This window comes from Alcaligenes sp. EGD-AK7 (assembly GCF_000465875.3).
Classification (GTDB): Bacteria; Pseudomonadota; Gammaproteobacteria; order Burkholderiales; family Burkholderiaceae_B; genus Alcaligenes; species Alcaligenes phenolicus.
The window spans coordinates 347,649-366,817 of record NZ_AVOG02000012.1; the positions used below are offsets into that span (position 1 = coordinate 347,649).

Consider the following 19,169-nt stretch of genomic DNA (forward strand, 5'->3'; position numbering starts at 1 on the left):
GACCACGGCGCGGGACGGTATGATACGGCAGGAATTGCCCAACACGGCGACCTCACGGAGAACCATGGCCAACTCACCTTTTAATCGTATGACGCGGCGCTCGCGTGGACACACACGGCTATTGCTCAGCGTTATTCCTGTCTCCTTCATTTTGCTGGGCGCTCTGCTCGTAGGCGGGCAGCATTTTTTCAGCCAGGAGCGCCATCGTCTGAAATCTGATTTCGCCGTGACGGTAGCTTATATCCACGAACAGGAACGATTTTTAGCGCAGCTCAAGGCTGATGCTGCCAAACTGCAGGCAGGGCCAGAGCCGGAACCGCCGCCGGTAGAAAGCGGCCGCTCCGTCAATATCTGGCGACCCACCGCCAGTGTCTCCTTTTCCATGATTTGCGAGCAGCATTGCCGTGCCCCCAAAGAGGCCTACGGAACCTTGGGTGCCGATCTGGCCGACAGTTTTGCCTCCTTTTGGGCCAGATCCTATTTTCCTTCCGGCTACTTGTTCCTGTTCCATCCCGACATGGAGGACAGCCTGAGCATTCCGGAGCTGGAGTCCTCCCGCACGGATACGGTCTTGCCCATTGCCTCGCACAAGGAAGCACGCGAACATATTCAACCCTCAAGCACACCCTTACCCGGCCCGCAGCCCGTGAAATGGGTTTCCTTGCCCGACCACCCTTTGCATATGCTGGGCATCATCCCGATTGCCTTGCCCGGCCTGCCCGTACCGGGTGCAGACCCTGCCCGATTCCAGGCCATGAGTCTGTTTGACAAGGGCAGGTTGCGTGAATTTTTCAATCAATCCGAAGCGCCTGTCGGCTATCGGTTCTGGCTGCACCATGCCGACCAGGGCTTGCTGATCGGTAAAAACGACTCCCCGAACTTGCAGCACGACGGTTTCAGCATCAGCCTGCAGGGCCTGGCCTTTCAAGTACGCGACCCTTCCGGCACCTGGACAGGGCGCTACCTGATCAGCCCCAGCCAGTTGCTGAACAGCACCTGGGTGCCCTTGGGCACCGTGGCATTCTTATTGTTGAGTTTGCTTGGCGGCGTGGCCTATGCGCGCTGGTACGGACGCCGCGTAGTGGAACCAGCTCGCCAGGCCCAACGAGCGCTGCTGGAAAGCCGGGACTTTAACCGCAGCATCATCGATACCTCGCCGGTAGCCCTGTGCGTCATCAGCAAAGAAAAGCGGCAGATTATTTTTGGCAATGCCCAGGCACTGGAATGGCTGGGACTGGATGCCGGAGATAATTTGCCTGAGAAAGCTCCTCTGGCCTTAGCCCTGGACGAGCTGCAGCAAGAAGGACCGCAAGCGACCGAGGGCAAAGTAGATTTGGCAGATGGCCGCAGCCTGCATTTGGCCTGCGCACCCAGCCGCTATCACGAGCAGGATGTGTTGCTGTGTGTATTGATGGACCTGACGGCACAAGAAGAAATCCAGCGCGAACTGGAGCGCGCTCGCGCCGCCGCCGATGAAGCCAGTACCGCCAAGTCTGCTTTTCTGGCCACCATGAGCCATGAAATCCGCACTCCCCTGTATGGGGTTTTGGGCTCTTTGGAATTGCTGTCCATGACGGAGCTGAATAGCCAGCAACATCAACAAGTGGACCGAATTCAAGGGGCCTCGCGCCAGTTGTTGCAAATCATCAGCGACATTCTGGATATCAGCCGGATTGAAGCGGGCCAGACACATGTACAGTCTGTCCCCCTGGACCCGGTTGCTCTGGTCCAGGATTGCACCGCCACTTATACCGCCATGGCGCAGCAAAAAAATCTGCTGCTGTTTTGCCATGTAGACCCGGATGTGCCCCGTTGCGTCCTGGGCGATCCGTTGCACATACGCCAGATATTGAGCAATCTGATCAGCAATGCCGTCAAGTTCACCCAGGCTGGCCACATTATTGTGCGGCTACGTCTTGAGCAGGTTGTCCAGGGCAAAGCGCAAGTATTGTTTCAGGTAGCTGATAGTGGCGTGGGCATCGAGCACGAACGACAGGACAAGCTATTTACCCCCTTCTACGTCGCCCACGCGGGCGAGCACACCATACGCGGAGCAGGCCTGGGGCTGTCCATCTGTGCCCGTCTGGCCGAACTGATGAACAGTCAGATTCAACTCACCAGCGAGCCAGGCTTGGGCAGCAGTTTCTCCTTTACGCTAAACCTGGACATAGGGCCCACAGAGGCCGGAGCCCTCCCTGCCCCGAATCTGAATGGCATGAAGCTGCATGTGCGAACACCCCATGCCGAATTGTCCGAGTCGATCTGCAGTTGGCTGATCCGCTGGAATGCTCAGGCACAAACGCTGCTGCCCAGCGACTCCCTGACAGGCCAGGCCGAAGAGATATTGCTGGATGTGATGATGCCCGGCAGCCAGCCGGTACCTCATTGGCTCGGCCCCTACCTCAGTGTCTCGGCACGCGATGGCAGTAGTACCTTGCCCGAGGCGGATGGCACCAGTCCCGAAAGCATCGCTCGTTCTCTGGAGCGCTGGCAGGCACAACAACATGCCACGCCGTCACAAATCCTGGGGTCCACGCCACCCGCCAAAACAGCGATCAAGCCCCCCAGCCGCCCTGGCCTGCATGTGTTGGTCGCTGAAGACAACCCGCTCAATCAGGCGACCTTGCGTGAACAGCTGGAGCGTTTGGGATATCAGGTAACCCTGGCTCAAGATGGCGAAGAGGCCTTGAGTCTGTGGGATGACAACAACCATGATTTGCTGCTGACAGACGTCAATATGCCCAATATGACGGGCTACGAGTTGGCACGCCATCTGCGTGCACAAGGCATGAACGCACCCATCATTGGCATTACCGCCAACGCCATGCGCGACGAAGCCCAGCGCTGTACGCAAAGCGGCATGAACGCATGCCTGGTCAAGCCCATGAATCTAACCACCCTGAGCAGACTGCTGGAATCGTTAGCTACCTCGCCTGTGCCCAAACGCTATCGGGAGATTTTCCGCAGCACCATGAGCAAGGATTTACAGACCCTGGAACAAGCCCTGCAAGAGCAAAACGCGGCGCAAAGCCAGGCCGTCCTGCATCGCATGGCTGGAGCTCTGGTGGTAATGGGTCTGCATGAAATCGCGGACAGAGTGAAAGAACTGGAACAGAATTTCAGGCAAAATACTCAACAAACTGAAACACAAGTTCATACAGCCGCTGCCGTGTGCCAGGCACTACGCGAGCTGATTGAACAAGTCTAGCAAAACAGGCAAGGAAACCCGAATGCCCGCCATTCAGAAACTGCGCGTCATCATTGCAGACGATCACCCATTGATTTTGATGGGGATACGCGAACTGCTGGGCCGCGATATCAACCTGAGCGTTGAGGCCGTAGCTGCCAGCCCCTCGGAGCTGGTCGAGCACCTGCAGAAAAACCAGCCCGATACCATCATTACCGACTACTCCATGCCCGGCGATGAGCAGTATGGCGACGGGATGCGCTTCATTTCTTATCTACGGCGCCACTTTCCCGACGTCAAACTGATTGTGCTGACCATGGTGTCCAACCCCATGATTATTTCTTCTTTGTACGATGCTGGCGTACAAGGAGTTGTCCTCAAACAGGACGAGCTCTCTGAAGTCCTGGTCGCCCTGCACTTGTTGCGCCAGGGCGTGAAGTACTACCCGGCCAATTTCAAGCAAGATACGCCCAAAGACGTGCTGACCAGCTCGGTACAGGAGCGCCTGGAGTCCCTGAGCCCAAGGGAATTTGAAGTCCTGCGCCTGTTTGCCATGGGAGACTCCATCAGCGCCATTGCTGAACAATTAAACCGCAGCATCAAGACTATCAGCGCCCAAAAAGCATCGGCCATGCGCAAACTGAACGTGCATAACAACCAGGACCTGATTGCGTTCTGTACCCGGAACAACCTGTTCTCCTGAATACGCACAAGGCAGGGCCGGGCATGCCTGATTCATGTCGCCCAACGTTGACGCATCCACATATCCAGCTCAAAGGCGGGTGTGGGTTTGGCGAACAAATAGCCTTGAGCATAATCACAGCCCATTTGTCGTAAGCAATCCAGATCCTCCTGCTGCTCTACTCCTTCGGCGGTAACACGCAGGCCACGCTGCTTGGCCACCCGGATCCAGTCTTGTACCTGTTCGCTTTGCTCGCGACTGTGCGCCAAGCCATTCACACTTTGCCGGTCCAGTTTGAGTTCTGAAAACGGGGCTGACATCAAACGTTCCATTGAGCTGTAGGCCACCCCGGCATCATCTTGCGCCAGCCCAAAGCCCATCGCTACCAGGCGTGAAGCCCCTAAAAACAAGGCGCAGGGCGTTCGAGTGTTGGAGTTTTCCAGCAACTCCAACGTAATCTGGCTGGCCTGCCCCTGCTGTTCCTGTACACAGGCCATCAGACGATCTGGCAGGCTGACATCATCAAGCAAATGAGTGGGCAGGTTCACTGCCACAGGCACCGACAAACCCTGACGACGCCAATAGGCCTGCAAACCTAGAACTTCTTGCAGCATATGCAAGAGCAAAGCCTCGTCCAGGCCATGCTCACTGAACCAGGGCAAAAACACATCGGGGGACAAGACACCCCATTGAGGGTGACGCCAGCGCGCCAGAGCCTCCAACGCAACCAACTGCTGGGACTGCACCGAGACCTTGGGCTGCAACCACGCCTGAACCTGCTCCTTTCGCAAGGCATCGAGCAAAACAGCCCGCGTAATCAGCATCCCGCCCTGTTCAGGCTGAGCGCACCCGCTACGGCCCGAAAAGCCGTAAGGCCGGACCAGGCGGCTGCTCAAGGCCTTGCTGTCTACCGGAGCTGCGCTTGCTTTAGCAGAACGCCCGACAGCAGGGACAATGCGCCGGGGCATCCACAAGCCGGACTCCGAGCGAGGCTGACGAAGCAAGTTCATCACCATCGTAGGTGGCATGTGAGAAGTGGATGGTGCGAACATGAATGTCCCCGGCTAACAATGAACAGACTGGAATTTCCAGGCCAGAATCGATAACTGAGATCGTAAGATTTCCTGCGGGCTAATGGCCTAGGAATAGTCTGAAAACCCCAGCCCTTGCCAGTGCAGCCCGCTCTTTGTATGAGCGGATGCCCTTACAGGCCTAGTCATACATGAACGTGACCACGGCCTCGGCCTGCAAACTGCCTGGTGTTACCGTGCCGCTTTGCACATTGGGCAATTGCACATACTGGGCGGTGATAGGCAAATGCATATCAGATAAAGAGCTGCTTGTTGGCCCTTCCACGACGGGGGGCCGGTCCGGCAAAGTAGAACCCACAGGCGCAGGACCAAACTCGATTGGCTGCTGGCTATCCCGGTGATACAGACGCACACCAACCGACGGATGTGAAGAGCGCAAATAATTCTTGGACTCCGAACTGGCACGAGTATCGGTAAAAAAGGCCTTGATCGTGGTACCTGCCGGACAGCCGCGGCCTACCAGTTCAAAGTTCTGTTCAGCGATCCTCCCCTCGCTGCGACTGCTGCCATATGCGGCCAACTGCGAGAGGGTGATGGGCGGCATGGACACCACCCGGTTCAAGTCCGCCGACGAACAGGTAGGAGCTGGAGGTTTGGGCATTTCGGGGATTCCCCCCCCATTGACCAAGGGAGTCAGCAAATCAAGCATTCCGTTCTTGCACATTGTTCTCGTACCGTTTGCACCTAACCGGGAAACAACAGCTCGAATAGCCTGCTCATTGCTGACCTCCAGTTTTCCGCCCTTATATTTCTCCGCATCGATCACCACAATTTCGTATTTGAAATAATAAGTAATCGTGTAGCTTCTGGGGCCTTCTCCAGTCAACATATTCCCCATATAAGGAACAGAAACCGGGGTTCCGTTAGGACGGACAGAAGAAGCAGTAAAAGCGTAAATAGTATTAAATCCATTCCAGGAAACTCGCACTCCCACACCAGGTGTCTTGGGCATAGGAATAGCGTTATAGAAGTTATCACCACCGTTCAGCCCCCCCGCATCCACACTGGCTTTTCGTTCGTATGCCGAATAATAAAATGTCGAGTTCGTCAATGCCGAGGCTATTACCTGACCGTTATGGAATCCATTTCCATAAGGCTGGACTTTCCAGTCATATAAATTCAAATCCGTATTTCTTAGGCAATCCTCATTAGCTTGAGCAATAGCATTCATGGAAAAGCAGGTAATAAAACCGGCTACCAGTATTGAACACAACTTGATTTTGAATTTTTTATTTCTCACGGGATTACCTTTTTTAAATAGGCATGTAAAAAGACCCAGATATAATTTCACCCATTCGTACCCCAACAAACCATAAGACTATTCCGATAGTGCTTTTTACCTACTGTCTAAATCTGTGAATCAAGCCGGCTAAAGCGCATAGATCAGAGGCCGGAAAGCTGCAAAATCGACGAGCTTTCCCCGTCCTCGACGTCCTCTGGTAAACCCCAGTATGTTTAGGCATCAATATTTTGTAGATTGAAAAAGCAGACATCTGAGTCTGCCAAAACACATGCATGCGCTGCCAACGTTGCCAGCGACATGCAGGCAATAAAGCCTCACTCCCTGTCACCAGGGGTGGGGCTTTTTTTGTGCGCGTCATTGGCGCATGCACGGTTTTGAAAACGATAAGGAGAGGACAAATGACTGTAAGTGTCAAAGACACCCTGGCTGCAAAAGGAATACACCCCAGTCCCGAACATCTGGCCAAGCTGGAGACCAAATGGCGCGAGATTCAAGCCATGAAAGGCAATCTGGAAGGCATCGCCATTGACGATGCCGACCTTGCTATCAAACACCTGGCCGGAGGGGATCACCATGAATAAGGAATTGCTTGAGCTAAGCGTCATTGAACTGGCGGACAAACTGCGCAACAAGGCTGTTTCTCCTGTCGAAGTGACCGACAACCTACTGGCCTACATCGACAAGTCGAACCCACAGACCAACGCCTACATTTCCGTCACCGCCGAGCAGGCCAGAAAAAGTGCCAAACAAGCCGAACAGGACATCATGGCCGGCAAGTACAAGGGCGTGTTCCATGGTGTGCCCCTGGCGCTGAAAGACAATATCTACTTTGCGAACGAGGTCACCACCATGGCCTCCAAGATTCACAAGGACTTTGTCTCCAAGGACGACGCCACCGTTGCCACCAAGCTGCGCGATGCCGGGGTAATCTTCACCGGCAAGCTGAACATGCACGAATATGCCTGGGGCATCGACAACAACAACCCGCACTTTGGTGCCGTGCATAACCCCTGGAACCCTGATCGTGTCCCCGGCGGCTCCAGCGGTGGCTCCGGCGCTGCCGTTGCCTCCCACAGCTCTTACAACACGCTGGGTACTGACACAGCCGGTTCCATTCGCATCCCGTCGGCCGCTTGCGGCATTGTGGGCCTGAAACCCACGCACGGACGCGTCAGTAAATTTGGCGTCTATCCGCTGGCCTGGACCCTGGACCACGTTGGCCCCATGTCCAAAACCGTAGCGGACGCTGCCGCGATGCTGGAAGTGATTGCCGGTTTTGATCCCCGCGACCCGACCTGCGCCAATGTCCCTGTCGGCTCCTACCTGAGCGCTCTGAACGGCAACGTCAAAGGTCTGCGCATCGGCATCATCGAAGACTACTTCTTCAAGAACGTCGACTCGGGCATTGAAAAAGTCATTCGCGACCGCCTGGCCGACCTGGAAAAACAGGGCGCCAAGGTCATCCCCCTGAACGTGCCTGCCCTGCGCTACTCCGAATGGGCCGAGTTGGCCGTCAGCCTGACCGAGGCGGCGACCATCCACCACCAGGACCTGATCAAACGCCCAGAAGACTTTGGCGGTGACATTCGCTTCCTGTTTGAACTGGGCGAACTGTTCAGCGGCATCGACTACCTGCAAGCCCAGCAAGTACGCCGCGCCCTCAAACAGCAATTTACCTGCACCTTCAGCGACGTAGACGTCATCATCGCCCCCACCCTGCCTTGCCAGGTACCGGACATTGGCGTGGATACCGTCAACATCAACGGAAAAACGCTGGACTTCATCGACGAAGGCATCCGCTTTACCGGCCCCAGCAACCTGACCGGTCTGCCGGCCGTCACGGTGCCCGCCGGTATCTCCAACGGCATGCCCGTAGGCCTGCAAATCATCGGCCCTGCCTTTGAAGAAGCACGCATCCTGAACGTAGCCTACGCCGTAGAAGCGATGAAACCCCTGGCAGGACACCAACCCGTTCTGAAGCCTTAAGCCACCCCCGGCCCCACCTGTATGCATAGGCAGCCGGGGCCGGTTTTTTACACCACAAGCCAGAACTCCAATTTGGGATTCTGGCTTGCTCTTTATGTATTTCCCAAGCCCCTCAAGCCCGCCGCCCGACCAATCGGCGGGTCAGAGTCCTTGCCGCCGGCGAACCATTGCGTAGGGATGCAAGCGCCCTTCTGTTTGACGGGGACGCTTGTGGCTGGTCCGGGGGACCAGTCACCCCCGGAGTTAAGGGCGCGCCCGGAGCAATGGTTCGCCAAGGGCACCGGTGCGCAGCACCGGCAAGGGCTCAGCCGATTGGTCGGGCGGCGGGCTTGAGGGGCGTCTTGGCAAAAAAACCCAGATACTGACCAAGAATCAAGCTCCCACACTCACATCCAGACAATCAAACACCGCAGGCATCAAATGCGCCACATTCAATCGCGTCCTGTCCTTGAACTCCTTGCTAACGGCAAACGCACTTCCCGGCATCAGCAAAACCCCTTTGCTCTCCAGCCGCTGAATAAAGTCCGTCAAATCCGGCAGATCCGGATGCCGAATCCACAAGAACATTCCACCTTGCGCCTGCACCTCGAACTCCCAGCCGTATTCTTTCAGTACCTTTTGCGCAACTTGCTGATGCGTCATCAACTGGCGCTGAATCGCCTGCGTGTGCTTGGCATAAGTGCCATCGGCCAGAATCGTATTCACAAAACGCTCGCAAAACCCCGGTACGGCCACACTGGTCAACAATTTCAGACGCAGCAAGGACTCCATCAACTTCGGCCCACAAACCAGATAGCCGATACGCAAGGAAGCCGACAACGACTTGGAGAAACTGCCTATATAGACCACATGCTCAAAATCCCCCAACCCCGCAAACGTCTGACGCACACCAGGGAAAAAATCCCCATACACATCATCTTCCACAATCAGAAAATCGTGTTCGGCTGCGCGCTTCAGCACTTCAAAAGCCACCTTGGGACTTAAACCCGCAGCAGTTGGATTATGAAAAGTGCTATTGCAGAAAAAAGCCCGCACTTTGTGAGTCTGCAAAATACGATCCAGCACCGCCACATCCGGCCCATCCGCCAGACGAGGCACCCCGACAGGTATCCCACCGCACAAACGAATCAGCTTGATCAAATTACTGCTGCAAGGCTCATCCACCAGAACATGATCCCCGGCGCGAATCACCGTGCGCGAGATCAGATCCAAGGCTTGCGTTGCTCCCAGGGTCGTCAAAATCTGCTGAGGAGAAACCTGGATCAAGGTCGATTGACGCAGCAAAAGGGACAACTGCTTGCGTAACGGCAGATACCCATGAATATCGCCATACTCCACCAAACCACTACGGCCAGATCGGGCCGTTTTGCGTATGGCCTTGGCCAGCATATCCGTATCCCGCCAAGGCAGGGGCAACCAACCACAGCCCAGCTTGCACTGCTCGGGCCTGGCCTGCAGCAGTTTAAACAAGGGATCCATCGGGGCTTCGGACGGCAGAATGGGCAGGTCCTCGTTCAAACCGGACCAGCGGGCCACAAAATAACCGCGCCCTTGCAAGGCCTCCAGCATGCCCTCACCCACCAGACGGGTGTACGCACTGACGACTGTGTGATGGCTCAAACCCTCCCTTGCCATCATCTTGCGAATCGAAGGTAACTGCTGCCCTACCGCCCACTCGCCCTGGAGGATGGCGTCCTTCAAACGCTCATGAAAACCCATACCTGCCTGCTCCCCAAACACTGTTAGAAAAAATTAGCTAACAGTTTTCAGGATAGTACACCGACTGTTCGAGACAGGGGCCCCCGACAAGGCCAAAATCCCCACCAGCATGTGCAGGCGTGACCAGCATTTTCTCCTGCACATGCAGAACGCGTTGCATCACACTTCCGCTGTTCCTGACTGCACGATCAGCCTCAATATCCCTCGCCACGTAGCACCATGACTGCCACCCACCTTCCTTACAAAACCTACCTTTACTTTCTGGCCCAATCCATCAACCTGACCACCGCCGTCATGTCTGTCACCATAGCTGCTTTGGTAGGTGGCAGTTTGGCCCCCGAGCCCTGGTTATCCACCGTGCCCTACGGTTTTCAGTTCCTGTTTGTGATGCTCTTTACCCTGCCCGCCTCCAGATTGATGGCTGCCATAGGTCGCAAGAAATCCTTTCTGCTGGCAAGCCTGCCTTTGGCTGTATCGGGGGTGGTGGGATATTGGGCGATCGAAATGAAGCAGTTTTACTGGCTGGTGGCCTCACACGCCCTGCTGGGAATCTATATTGCCTTTGCCAACTTCAATCGCTTTGCAGCCACGGACGGGCTGAACAACAGATTGAAACCACGCGCCATTTCATTAGTTGTGGCTGGCGGGGTAGTTGCCGCCGTATCAGGCCCAATGCTGATACGGGGTTTGAAAAGCAGCAGCTTCGGACAGGAATTTGCCGCCTGCTATGCTGCCTTCACCGTTCTGGCCCTAGTGTCGCTGATGCTGAATCTGCTCATCAAAGAAGTAAAACCGAGTCATGGCGCGGCACCCGGGGAAAAAAGCCGTGGCCAGGCACTTGGACTGGTGCTGCACAACAAAACCCTGGCCATTGCCATCTGCATTGCGGCCATAGGTTACGGCATCATGAATCTGCTGATGATTCAAGCTTCCATGCATATGTCCCATCTTCATGTGCATTTCTCGGATATCAGCACCGCCATTCAATGGCATGTGCTGGCCATGTTTGCCCCCTCCTTTTTCACCGGCTTTCTGATTCAAAAATTTGGCCTGAAAACCATTGCCATCAGCGGCATCGTGCTCTTGCTGCTCAGCAGTCTGGCCAATATCGTGGCTCATACTTATACGGCGCTGAGCCTGTCCCTGTTAACGCTGGGGCTGGGATGGAACTTTACTTATGTCGGTGGCAGTGCCTTGCTGAGCAACTGCCTGGAAGGCAAGCCGCAAGCTATGGCGGTACAGGGCTTGAATGATCTGGGCGTCTCCATCTTTGCCACACTGGGTGCCTTTGCCCCTGCCTTCCTGTTCAGCTTTGCTGGCTGGAGCGGCACCAATATTCTGGCCGGACTTATCTGCCTGATGCTACTGCTTCTGTCGCTGATCTATATCCCGCCCCAAACATCAGGCAAGCCATAGATCCGGACCTTACCCACTGAACACGCTAGCGGGCTTTCAAGCCCGCCCCTGCACAATCACGGCTTCCTATGAAAAGCGGCAGGATTTTTGTACTCCTGTCGATAATCGCAAGCCGTGAAAATCAGATAGTTCTTAATTTTCTGCCCGCATCTGCATGGTCCAATTCCCGTGCAGCACAAGCCCAGACACTCTGATCACGCCACGCGAGGCTATCACTTACCACAGGCAGCGATGGCCTGCATGTCCCAACTTGGCTGCAACGCTCGAACTCAATGCTCGTCCCCTAAAAGAATCTGAATAAAGATAGTCGAACGTCTCGAGGTGTTTATGCGATTCGCTGTTCCCGGCGCGGCCATCCTGGTCGCTCTTTTTCTTTCTGCTTGCCAAGCTAGCGCCCCTGTTCGGCCCACCCCGGAATCCGCCACGTCGGGCAAGGAAGACAAGTGCTATCAAGAATTCGCGGCGCTAAAAGAGCTGGACCCCGTCTCTTATGAGAAATATCGACAGCAAATGCAGACCATTGATGAGAACTTTGGCATCTACAAAGCCAATGCATCTCTGATTGATGAAAATGCGTCTGAAATCATGCTGACCGAAGTGAATAAAATGCTTTCCTTGGTTTGCATCCGGATCAACAACGCCGTCTATTCCAATATGGTCGATCGCGTTCAATCCCTGAACAAGCTATGAAAAAGTACTTCAATGCAGCCCTGTGCTGCACCTTGCTGATTTTCTATGAGGCCTCTCACTCGGTTGGAACAGGTTTACTGGACCGCCTGGCCCAGGAAAACATTATTGGCGACGGCCTAGCTCGCCCCCAACCCGCCTCAAATCCAGTAAAGCGAAATACCGCCCCCTCTTTCGCTGTCGATTCTGATCAGGACAACAGCCACGCCTTGCCCCGCAACGAACTGCATCAAGCCAATACTCAGTTGATCGCCTTGCAGCAGCGCCTGTCGGATGCCGAAAACCTGAATAGCCAGTTGCAACAACAACTCCAGCAGCTACAGGCAGAACCGGATGGGGCTCTGGTCCTGGCGCCCATTGCCATCGATCAGGAGCAGAACCAAGCACGGATCAAGGAATTGAGTCAGCGTCTGGAAGAGGAGCTGAATCAGAAACATGCTTTGGCATCAGAACTGGAAAGCCTGCAAAGAGACCGAAGCCTGGAGCTGTCTAATGGCCAGTCACAAGACAGCAGACTGGCTGCAAATGCGGCTGAAATCACCACCCTCAAAAAAGAAATTGATGATCTGAAGGAAACAAAACAGGACTTGCAGCACAGACTGGTCGCGCAGGCTCTTACTGCCAGCAAGGCCGAATCTGGCGGAGCCCCCAGGCACATGATTGTGAATGATGCAGCCTCGCCAGATATCCGCCTTAGCTATGCCATCGGAGCCTGGTATGCGGACAGTGCGCCGCACGAGACACAGAAGCTGGCATCCATTGGCAAAACACTGGATTTGCAAGCCTTCTCACAAGGCTTCAGCGACAAGATCGATCAACGCCTGCAGCTGTCCTCCAGCATCATTTCTGTGGAGCTGGCCAACGTAGACAAGTTATTGGAGCAAGCCATGCTGTCCAAGAACGAGAAACAGGCCAAGTCTGTTCTTGCGGCGGCTGGAGCCGAAAAAGGCGCAATCAAAATGCCTGATGGTGTGGTCTACAAAATCTTGAGCAAGGGCAAGGCGCCCATGGTAACCGCTAGCAGCGACATTCTGTTTGAACTGGATGAGGAACTGGCCACAGGTGAGGTACTGGCGGCCAGAGAAACCAAAACCAGTCTCACCACGAACTTGCCGCCCCTATTCCAAGATATCGTCAAACAACTGGGTATTGGCGGTTCGGCAAGAATCCACATCCCTATCACCGAGGCTCATGCTGCTACTGGGGTGCTGCCGGGCTCGGTATCGATCACTACCATCAAAATTATTGGCGTGAAATAAGACTGGAATAGAGGTGCCCCATTCCTCCGCATCAAGGATCGAGCCGGATATCAGGTGTCGGATGTCGGATGTCGGATGTCGGATGTCGGATGTCGGATGTCGGATGTCGGATGTCGGATGTCGGATGTCGGATGTCGGATGTCGGATGTCGGATGTCGGCATCAGTATATTTTCCAAGACAGGATGGCGGCTCCAACACAAAAAAAGAGCCGCCAAACCTGTCGCTTAACGAGCGGTATAGCCCCCGTCGGCCACCAGACATGCTCCCGTCATGAAGCTGGCCCCCTGCGACAGCAGGAAGGCAATGGCATGGGCAATTTCGTCAGAATGGCCCAAGCGGCCAATAGGATGCTGAGTCACCAGATCAGCCCGCGCCGCCTCGTCGTAGTCCGACAGAATCGGTGTATCCACATAGCCGGGGTGAATCGTATTGATGCGTATGCCTTTGGAGGAGTATTCCAGCGCTGCGGCTCGGCTCAACCCCACTACCCCATGTTTCGCCGCGTTATAGCCGGGCAAACGGGCATTGGACACCAGGCCCATGATGGACGACATATTCACAATCGCCCCACCACCCGCTGCCAAAATAGCCGGAATCTGATAGCGCAAGCCATAGGCTACGCCATTCAGATTGGTATCGATCAGGCGATGCCAATCATCCAGATCCATCTCCCCAACCGGCTTGGAGCCGCCCAGAATGCCTGCATTATTGACAGCAAAGTGCAAAGCGCCGAAATGCTCAATGGCACAATCCACCAAGGCTTTCACTTGCTCGGGCTTGGTCACATCGGCTACTTGGGCTACCGCCTTGCCACCCGCTTGTTCGATCTCCTTGACCACCTCCTCCAGGGCACTACGATTTCTACCGGACACCACCACAGACAAACCATTCGCAGCCAGCACACGTGCGGTCGCAGCGCCAATACCCGACGTTGCCCCCGTCACCAAAGCAGAGTGACCAGAGAATGAATACTTCATTGTGGAACTCCTTAAAAATAGGCCCCAGTAAAAGTGGGGCCCGGATTTTCGCTGGCTAATTTTGGATTGAAATACTGATTTTGTTCTCGCAGCGACGTGATCCCCCAACTCAAATAGAGGTGTAGCCCCCATCGGCCACCATGCAGGCGCCCGTCATGAAGCTGGCACCATCCGAAAGCAGGAAAGCAATGGCATGGGCGATTTCATCCGCATGGCCCAAACGACCAATCGGGTGCTGGGCCACCAAAGCAGCGCGCGCGGCCTCATCAAAGCCCGACAGAATGGGGGTATCCACATAACCGGGGTGGATGGTATTGATGCGTATGCCTTTGGAGGAATACTCCAAAGCCGCAGAACGGCTCAGGCCGACGACTCCATGCTTGGCCGCGTTGTAGCCGGGCAATGTCGGATTGGCAACCAGGCCCATGATGGAAGACATATTCACAATGGCGCCGCCCCCTGCCGCCAAAATGGCGGGGATCTGATAGCGCAGGCCATAGGCTACGCCGTTCAGATTAATGTCGATCAGGCGACGCCAGCCATCCAGGTCCATTTCGCCAGCCGGGCCGGAATCCCCGCCCACACCGGCGTTATTGACGGCAAAGTGCAAGGCCCCGAAATGCTCAATGGCGCAGTCGACGGCTGCTTTCACTTGATCAGGCTGGGTGACGTCCGCCACATTGCCCACGGCCTTGCCACCGGCCTGCTCAATTTCCTTGACCACGGCCTGCACGGCATCAGCCTGTACGTCGGACACCACGACCGACAAGCCATTGGCCGCCAGCATACGGGCCGTGGCGGCACCAATGCCGGAGGCCGCACCCGTTACCAGAGCAGAGTGGCCGGAAAATGAATACTTCATGCTTGAAACTCCTTCAAAAATTCATTCACGCCAAATCTCAGGATTTGCGCTGACGATTCCTGGATGCCGTACCGCCGGTGCTGGCTGACTGGGATGCCGACGCTTTTGAAGGCGACTTGGCTGCAACGGATGAGGAGCCAGCTGCGAAAGCCGCTTTTTCAGCTGCTGCTTTAGCAGAGGCAGGAGCAGCTTTGCTGGGCGCAGCGGTTTTGGCTTCTACCTTTTCCACCGGCTTGGCTGCTGCCTCCCCGCCTTTAGCGGGAATGCCTGCTGCGGTTTGAGCTAACGGCTTTGCTGTCGACTTCACAGCCGGTTTCACTGGCTCTGCCACAGCCGGTTTTGCAGCTGCTTTAGCGGCTGGCTGCGTTTTACTTGCCGAGCTTGCTGTCTTTGATTTGGCTTGCGTCGCTTTAGAGGCTTGGGCACCGGTTTTCACTGGTGTTGCTACCGTCGCCATCAAGGTCTGAGCGACAGATTTCACCGGCGCAGGAGCTGCAGCTTTCTCGGCCGCTGATGCTGGGGTCTTGGCTGCCGTCTTGGCCGCCGTGTTCACTACAGGCTTGGTGCTTGCCTCATCCGGTTTCCCTGCCTGCTCCTGCTGTTTGGCAGCTGACTCGAACAAACCCAACACTTCTTCAGACGCCTTGACCACCGCCTCGGGAGCGGCATCCTGCTCGTCTATAGCACTGATCAATTTCTTGATCAGGGATGCCACCAGACGGATTTCCTCGGGCGTCTGCTTGCTAAGCAAATGGGGAATCGCTTCCACGGCCTTATGACCGTGGTGCGCCAGCACCAGGGCCTGCTCGCGAATTGCAGCACGCATTTTTTCAATATCAAAATTGCCCGTGTCGTATTGCTCGCGCAAACGCATGGCGGCATGGTGATAACGCTCGTCCACGCTGTTGCGCTGCTTGGCAATATGGAACAAACCACGCAGTGCTGCTTCCAGCAAACCGCCTTCGTTCAACAAGCCATCCAATCTGTGCATTTGCTGACGTACAAAGGCCAGATGCTCGGGCGAACTACCAGGATGGGGACGCGCCGGGATGGAATCGCCCGGTGCATGACCGGCCAGGGCCATCAGCAAAGGAGAGCCATAGACGGTGTCGAACCAGATCTGATAGATGCTGTCGCGACGATCACGGTAATTATTCAAGACCCGTTCCATAGCCTGGGAGAAATTCTCCTGCGCCTCCAGGAAGGGATTATCTTCATCCACAGTCTGACGCTGCTGTGCGATATTCTCGGCCCATTGGTGGATTGTTGCGGCCCAGGGGTGGGCGCTGGTCCAGGACTCGTAAGACAAGCGCATGGGATGTAATGCTTCCAGCAGCGCAGCGGTATAAGGCGTGGTCAAAGCTTTTACCCAAGGCTGCAAGGTGCTCTTGTAAAAAGCCAGATTGATTTCCGACAGACGGGCAGCGGCAGCAAAGCGGCGATCAGATTCGGGATCAGGCTGCACAATCTCCGCAATTTCAGCCAGGCTGCTTTGACGCACCGACATCAGATAGGGGTCATTCAATAAGGTGTCGTCGTCGGGCGTTTCCTCGACAGTGGCCCGATAAATTCCGGCGGGCAACAGGTCAATTTGATCAATCGTGCTGGCAAATTTGCGGTGCTCTTTGCTGCCCACACTGCCCGACACAAAAATACCCAGGTGCCCGATACGATCATGGGTCGTGAACACAATGGTCTGGTCGTGACTACGTACATCATCGTCGTCCAGATACAAGTCAGTAATCCAGCCCAGGGCCTGTGCAGGCGGTGTGATGTTGTCGCCAAAGGAGCTGAACACCACAATGGGCGAGCGAATATTGCGCAGGTCGATACGGATGCCATCCGACGTCAACAACTGGGCTGTAGACAGCTTGTTGCCAATGAACAGGTTGTCCACGATGTACTGCATTTCCACATCATTCAGAAAGACATAACCACCCCAGTACTTCTCGAAACCGATATAGCGCTCGGCCTCGGTGTCGGCCTTGGCGTACACGTTGTACTGCTTGGACCACAAGGTATTGGCCGGGTCCAGGTTCTCGAAATTCTTGACCAGCCACGCACCATCAAAACGGCCATTGCCCAGGTCGCTGGTCATGGCGGTCAGCCAGCTACCGCCCAGCAGACCACCGGCATAACGCATGGGGTTGCGACCGGCCCAATAGGACACGGGCGCACCGGCCAGAATCAAGGGGCCAAACAGCTCCGGCCAGACGGCGGCGGCCATCATGACCTGCCAGCCCGCCTGACAATTGCCAATCACCACCGGCTTGCCCTGACTTTCCGGATGCAGCTCTGCCGCCTTGCTGACAAAGGCAGCATGGGCACGCATCACGTCCTCGACGGTCTGACCGGGAACAGGGTCCGGTAAAAAGCCAACAAAGTAACAAGGGTGCCCGGCTTGCAGCGCAGCACCGATTTCACTGTCGGACTTGAAGCCACCGATCCCCGGTCCGTGCCCTGCCCTGGGGTCCACCACCAGGAAAGGACGTTTGCTGGGATCGGTAGGCTGATCTTCCGGTGCCAGAATGCGCACCATCAGATAGTTAACGGGTCGGGGAAGACTCAGGCCCGACATGACCAGTTCAGCCGGGAAGTTCAGCACATTGGGCACCTCAACCTTGCGTTGGGCCTGGTACTGATCCCCGACCTGACGCTCGATATCGGCATACAGAATGGCGCGCTGCCAGGCGTCCACCAGGTACGAGGAGACGGTCTGACCCAGGTTCCAGGGATTCATCATCCAGGAGGACCAGGCCGTGCTGTCGTCACGAGACTTATCTGTCATCATCTTCTCCCTTCCATCAGCTATCTGTTCAAGCGGCCTCAATGGCAATCGCTACGCCTTGACCACCGCCAATGCACAAGGTGGCCAGACCTTTCTGGGCACCTCGGCGACGCATTTCATGAACCAAGGTCACCAGCACTCGCGCGCCGGAAGCACCAATGGGGTGACCCAAAGCGATGGCACCGCCATTGACGTTGACCTTGTCCATATCCCACTGCAAGTCTTTGGCCACCGCCAGCGATTGAGCGGCAAAGGCTTCGTTGGCTTCGATCAGGTCCAGTTGATCCAGTTCCCAACCCACCTTCTTCAAGACCTTGCGACTGGCCGATACCGGGCCAATACCCATGATGGCCGGATCTACGCCCGTGCTGGCCCAGCCACGAATCCAGGCCAGAACGGGCAGGCCCAATTCCTTGGCTTTCTCTGCGCTGGCCAGCAAAAGTACGGCTGCACCGTCGTTGATGGTGGACGCGTTGCCGGCGGTAACCGTGCCGTCTTTCTTGAAGGCAGGACGCAGCTTGGCCAAAGACTCCAGCGTGGTTTGGGCACGCGGCTGTTCGTCGGCCTCGACGCGCACAGGGTCGCCTTTACGCTGAGGTACGTCGATGGGGGTAATTTCGTCCTTGAAGCGTCCGGCTTCCATCGCGGCTACGGCTTTACGCTGGGACTCCACCGCAAAAGCATCTTGTTGTTCGCGGGTGATGCCATAACGCTCGGCCAGGTTTTCTGCCGTGATCCCCATGTGATAGTTATGAAAAGCGTCGGTCAAACCGTCACGCAACAAGGTGTCATCCATCATGGCGTGGCCCAGGCCCAAGCCGGTACGCGCCTTGTGTACAACAAAGGGAGCCAGGCTCATGCTTTCCTGACCACCGGCCAGCACCAGATCGGCATCGCCCAGGGCGATGGCCTGAGCCGCCAGATGCACCGCTTTCAAGCCTGAACCGCAAAGCTTGTTCAGGGACATGGAGGGAACTTCATAAGGCAGGCCAGCGTTCACCGCGGCCTGACGGGCCGGGTTCTGACCAGCGCCGGCGGTCAGAATCTGGCCCAGAATAACTTCATCAATCTGTTCGGCTGCAACGCCCGTACTCTGGAGCACGGCACGAATCAGTTGTGCGCTCAAATCGTGGGCGGGCACCGTAGACAGCCCCCCTTGAAAACGGCCGATGGGACTACGAGTCGCAGCAACAATGGCGATATCTTTGTGCATATCCATTCCTTTCATAAGTCGCAGGCCCGACAAGCGGGCACATACAGGCAGCAGCCGA

At 55.9% G+C, this 19,169-nt stretch carries 14 protein-coding genes; 7 read left to right on the plus strand and 7 right to left on the minus strand.

What is annotated here, in order from left to right; all coding sequences use genetic code 11:
• The first annotated feature begins 64 nt into the window (after positions 1 to 64).
• Both N879_RS10270 and N879_RS10275 read left to right on the plus strand, forming a co-directional pair.
• Positions 65 to 3,208 (plus strand): hybrid sensor histidine kinase/response regulator, encoded by a 3,144-nt coding sequence (locus tag N879_RS10270; RefSeq protein WP_021446927.1) that lies wholly within the window; start codon positions 65 to 67, stop codon positions 3,206 to 3,208.
• Positions 3,209 to 3,230: 22 nt separating this feature from the next.
• Positions 3,231 to 3,890 (plus strand): response regulator, encoded by a 660-nt coding sequence (locus N879_RS10275; RefSeq protein WP_009459281.1) that lies wholly within the window; start codon positions 3,231 to 3,233, stop codon positions 3,888 to 3,890.
• 32 nt (positions 3,891 to 3,922) lie between these two features.
• Here the strand turns inward: N879_RS10275 and N879_RS10280 are convergent, their stop codons facing one another.
• Positions 3,923 to 4,921, minus strand: coding sequence for an EAL domain-containing protein (locus N879_RS10280; protein WP_082453639.1), 999 nt, complete (start codon positions 4,919 to 4,921; stop codon positions 3,923 to 3,925).
• 160 nt (positions 4,922 to 5,081) lie between these two features.
• Positions 5,082 to 6,251 (minus strand): fimbrial protein, encoded by a 1,170-nt coding sequence (locus N879_RS20060; RefSeq protein WP_128831652.1) that lies wholly within the window; start codon positions 6,249 to 6,251, stop codon positions 5,082 to 5,084.
• Positions 6,252 to 6,601: 350 nt separating this feature from the next.
• On the opposite strand from N879_RS20060, the gene N879_RS10290 reads away from it, so the two are divergent.
• Together N879_RS10290 and N879_RS10295 are read left to right on the plus strand one after the other, a co-directional pair.
• Complete coding sequence (locus tag N879_RS10290) at positions 6,602 to 6,784, plus strand: hypothetical protein (RefSeq protein WP_003803240.1); 183 nt, start codon at positions 6,602 to 6,604, stop codon at positions 6,782 to 6,784.
• The gene (locus N879_RS10295) at positions 6,777 to 8,189 is read left to right on the plus strand and encodes an Asp-tRNA(Asn)/Glu-tRNA(Gln) amidotransferase GatCAB subunit A (protein WP_009459289.1); all 1,413 of its coding nucleotides are present in this window, start codon (positions 6,777 to 6,779) and stop codon (positions 8,187 to 8,189) included. Before N879_RS10290 ends, N879_RS10295 begins: the two co-directional genes overlap by 8 nt.
• 372 nt (positions 8,190 to 8,561) lie before the next feature.
• On the opposite strand, the gene N879_RS10300 is transcribed toward N879_RS10295, so the two are convergent.
• Positions 8,562 to 9,908: an aminotransferase-like domain-containing protein gene (locus N879_RS10300; RefSeq protein WP_021446928.1), complete on the minus strand. Its 1,347-nt coding sequence runs from the start codon at positions 9,906 to 9,908 to the stop codon at positions 8,562 to 8,564.
• Positions 9,909 to 10,127: 219 nt separating this feature from the next.
• Here N879_RS10300 and N879_RS10305 point away from each other — a divergent pair, with 219 nt between their 5' ends.
• From N879_RS10305 to N879_RS10315, 3 genes are all read left to right on the plus strand, one after another.
• Positions 10,128 to 11,324 (plus strand): MFS transporter, encoded by a 1,197-nt coding sequence (locus N879_RS10305; protein ID WP_009459291.1) that lies wholly within the window; start codon positions 10,128 to 10,130, stop codon positions 11,322 to 11,324.
• A gap of 327 nt (positions 11,325 to 11,651) precedes the next feature.
• Entirely contained in the window at positions 11,652 to 12,014 is a 363-nt protein-coding gene (locus N879_RS10310; RefSeq protein ID WP_009459294.1) for a hypothetical protein, read from the plus strand.
• Complete coding sequence (locus tag N879_RS10315; protein ID WP_009459296.1) at positions 12,011 to 13,270, plus strand: FKBP-type peptidyl-prolyl cis-trans isomerase N-terminal domain-containing protein; 1,260 nt, start codon at positions 12,011 to 12,013, stop codon at positions 13,268 to 13,270. The genes N879_RS10310 and N879_RS10315 overlap by 4 nt, the downstream gene beginning before the upstream one ends.
• A gap of 225 nt (positions 13,271 to 13,495) precedes the next feature.
• Here the strand turns inward: N879_RS10315 and N879_RS10320 are convergent, their stop codons facing one another.
• The 4 genes from N879_RS10320 to N879_RS10335 form a co-directional block, all read right to left on the minus strand.
• Entirely contained in the window at positions 13,496 to 14,248 is a 753-nt protein-coding gene (locus N879_RS10320) for an SDR family NAD(P)-dependent oxidoreductase (RefSeq protein WP_021446930.1), read from the minus strand.
• A 109-nt stretch (positions 14,249 to 14,357) separates the two neighbouring features.
• A complete protein-coding gene (locus N879_RS10325; protein ID WP_009459298.1) occupies positions 14,358 to 15,110 on the minus strand; it encodes an SDR family NAD(P)-dependent oxidoreductase in 753 nt (250 codons plus the stop codon).
• A gap of 37 nt (positions 15,111 to 15,147) precedes the next feature.
• Positions 15,148 to 17,901 (minus strand): DUF3141 domain-containing protein, encoded by a 2,754-nt coding sequence (locus N879_RS10330; protein ID WP_009459300.1) that lies wholly within the window; start codon positions 17,899 to 17,901, stop codon positions 15,148 to 15,150.
• A 25-nt stretch (positions 17,902 to 17,926) separates the two neighbouring features.
• On the minus strand, positions 17,927 to 19,111 hold the full coding sequence (locus tag N879_RS10335; protein WP_009459302.1) for an acetyl-CoA C-acetyltransferase: 1,185 nt from the start codon (positions 19,109 to 19,111) through the stop codon (positions 17,927 to 17,929).
• Positions 19,112 to 19,169: the final 58 nt, after the last annotated feature.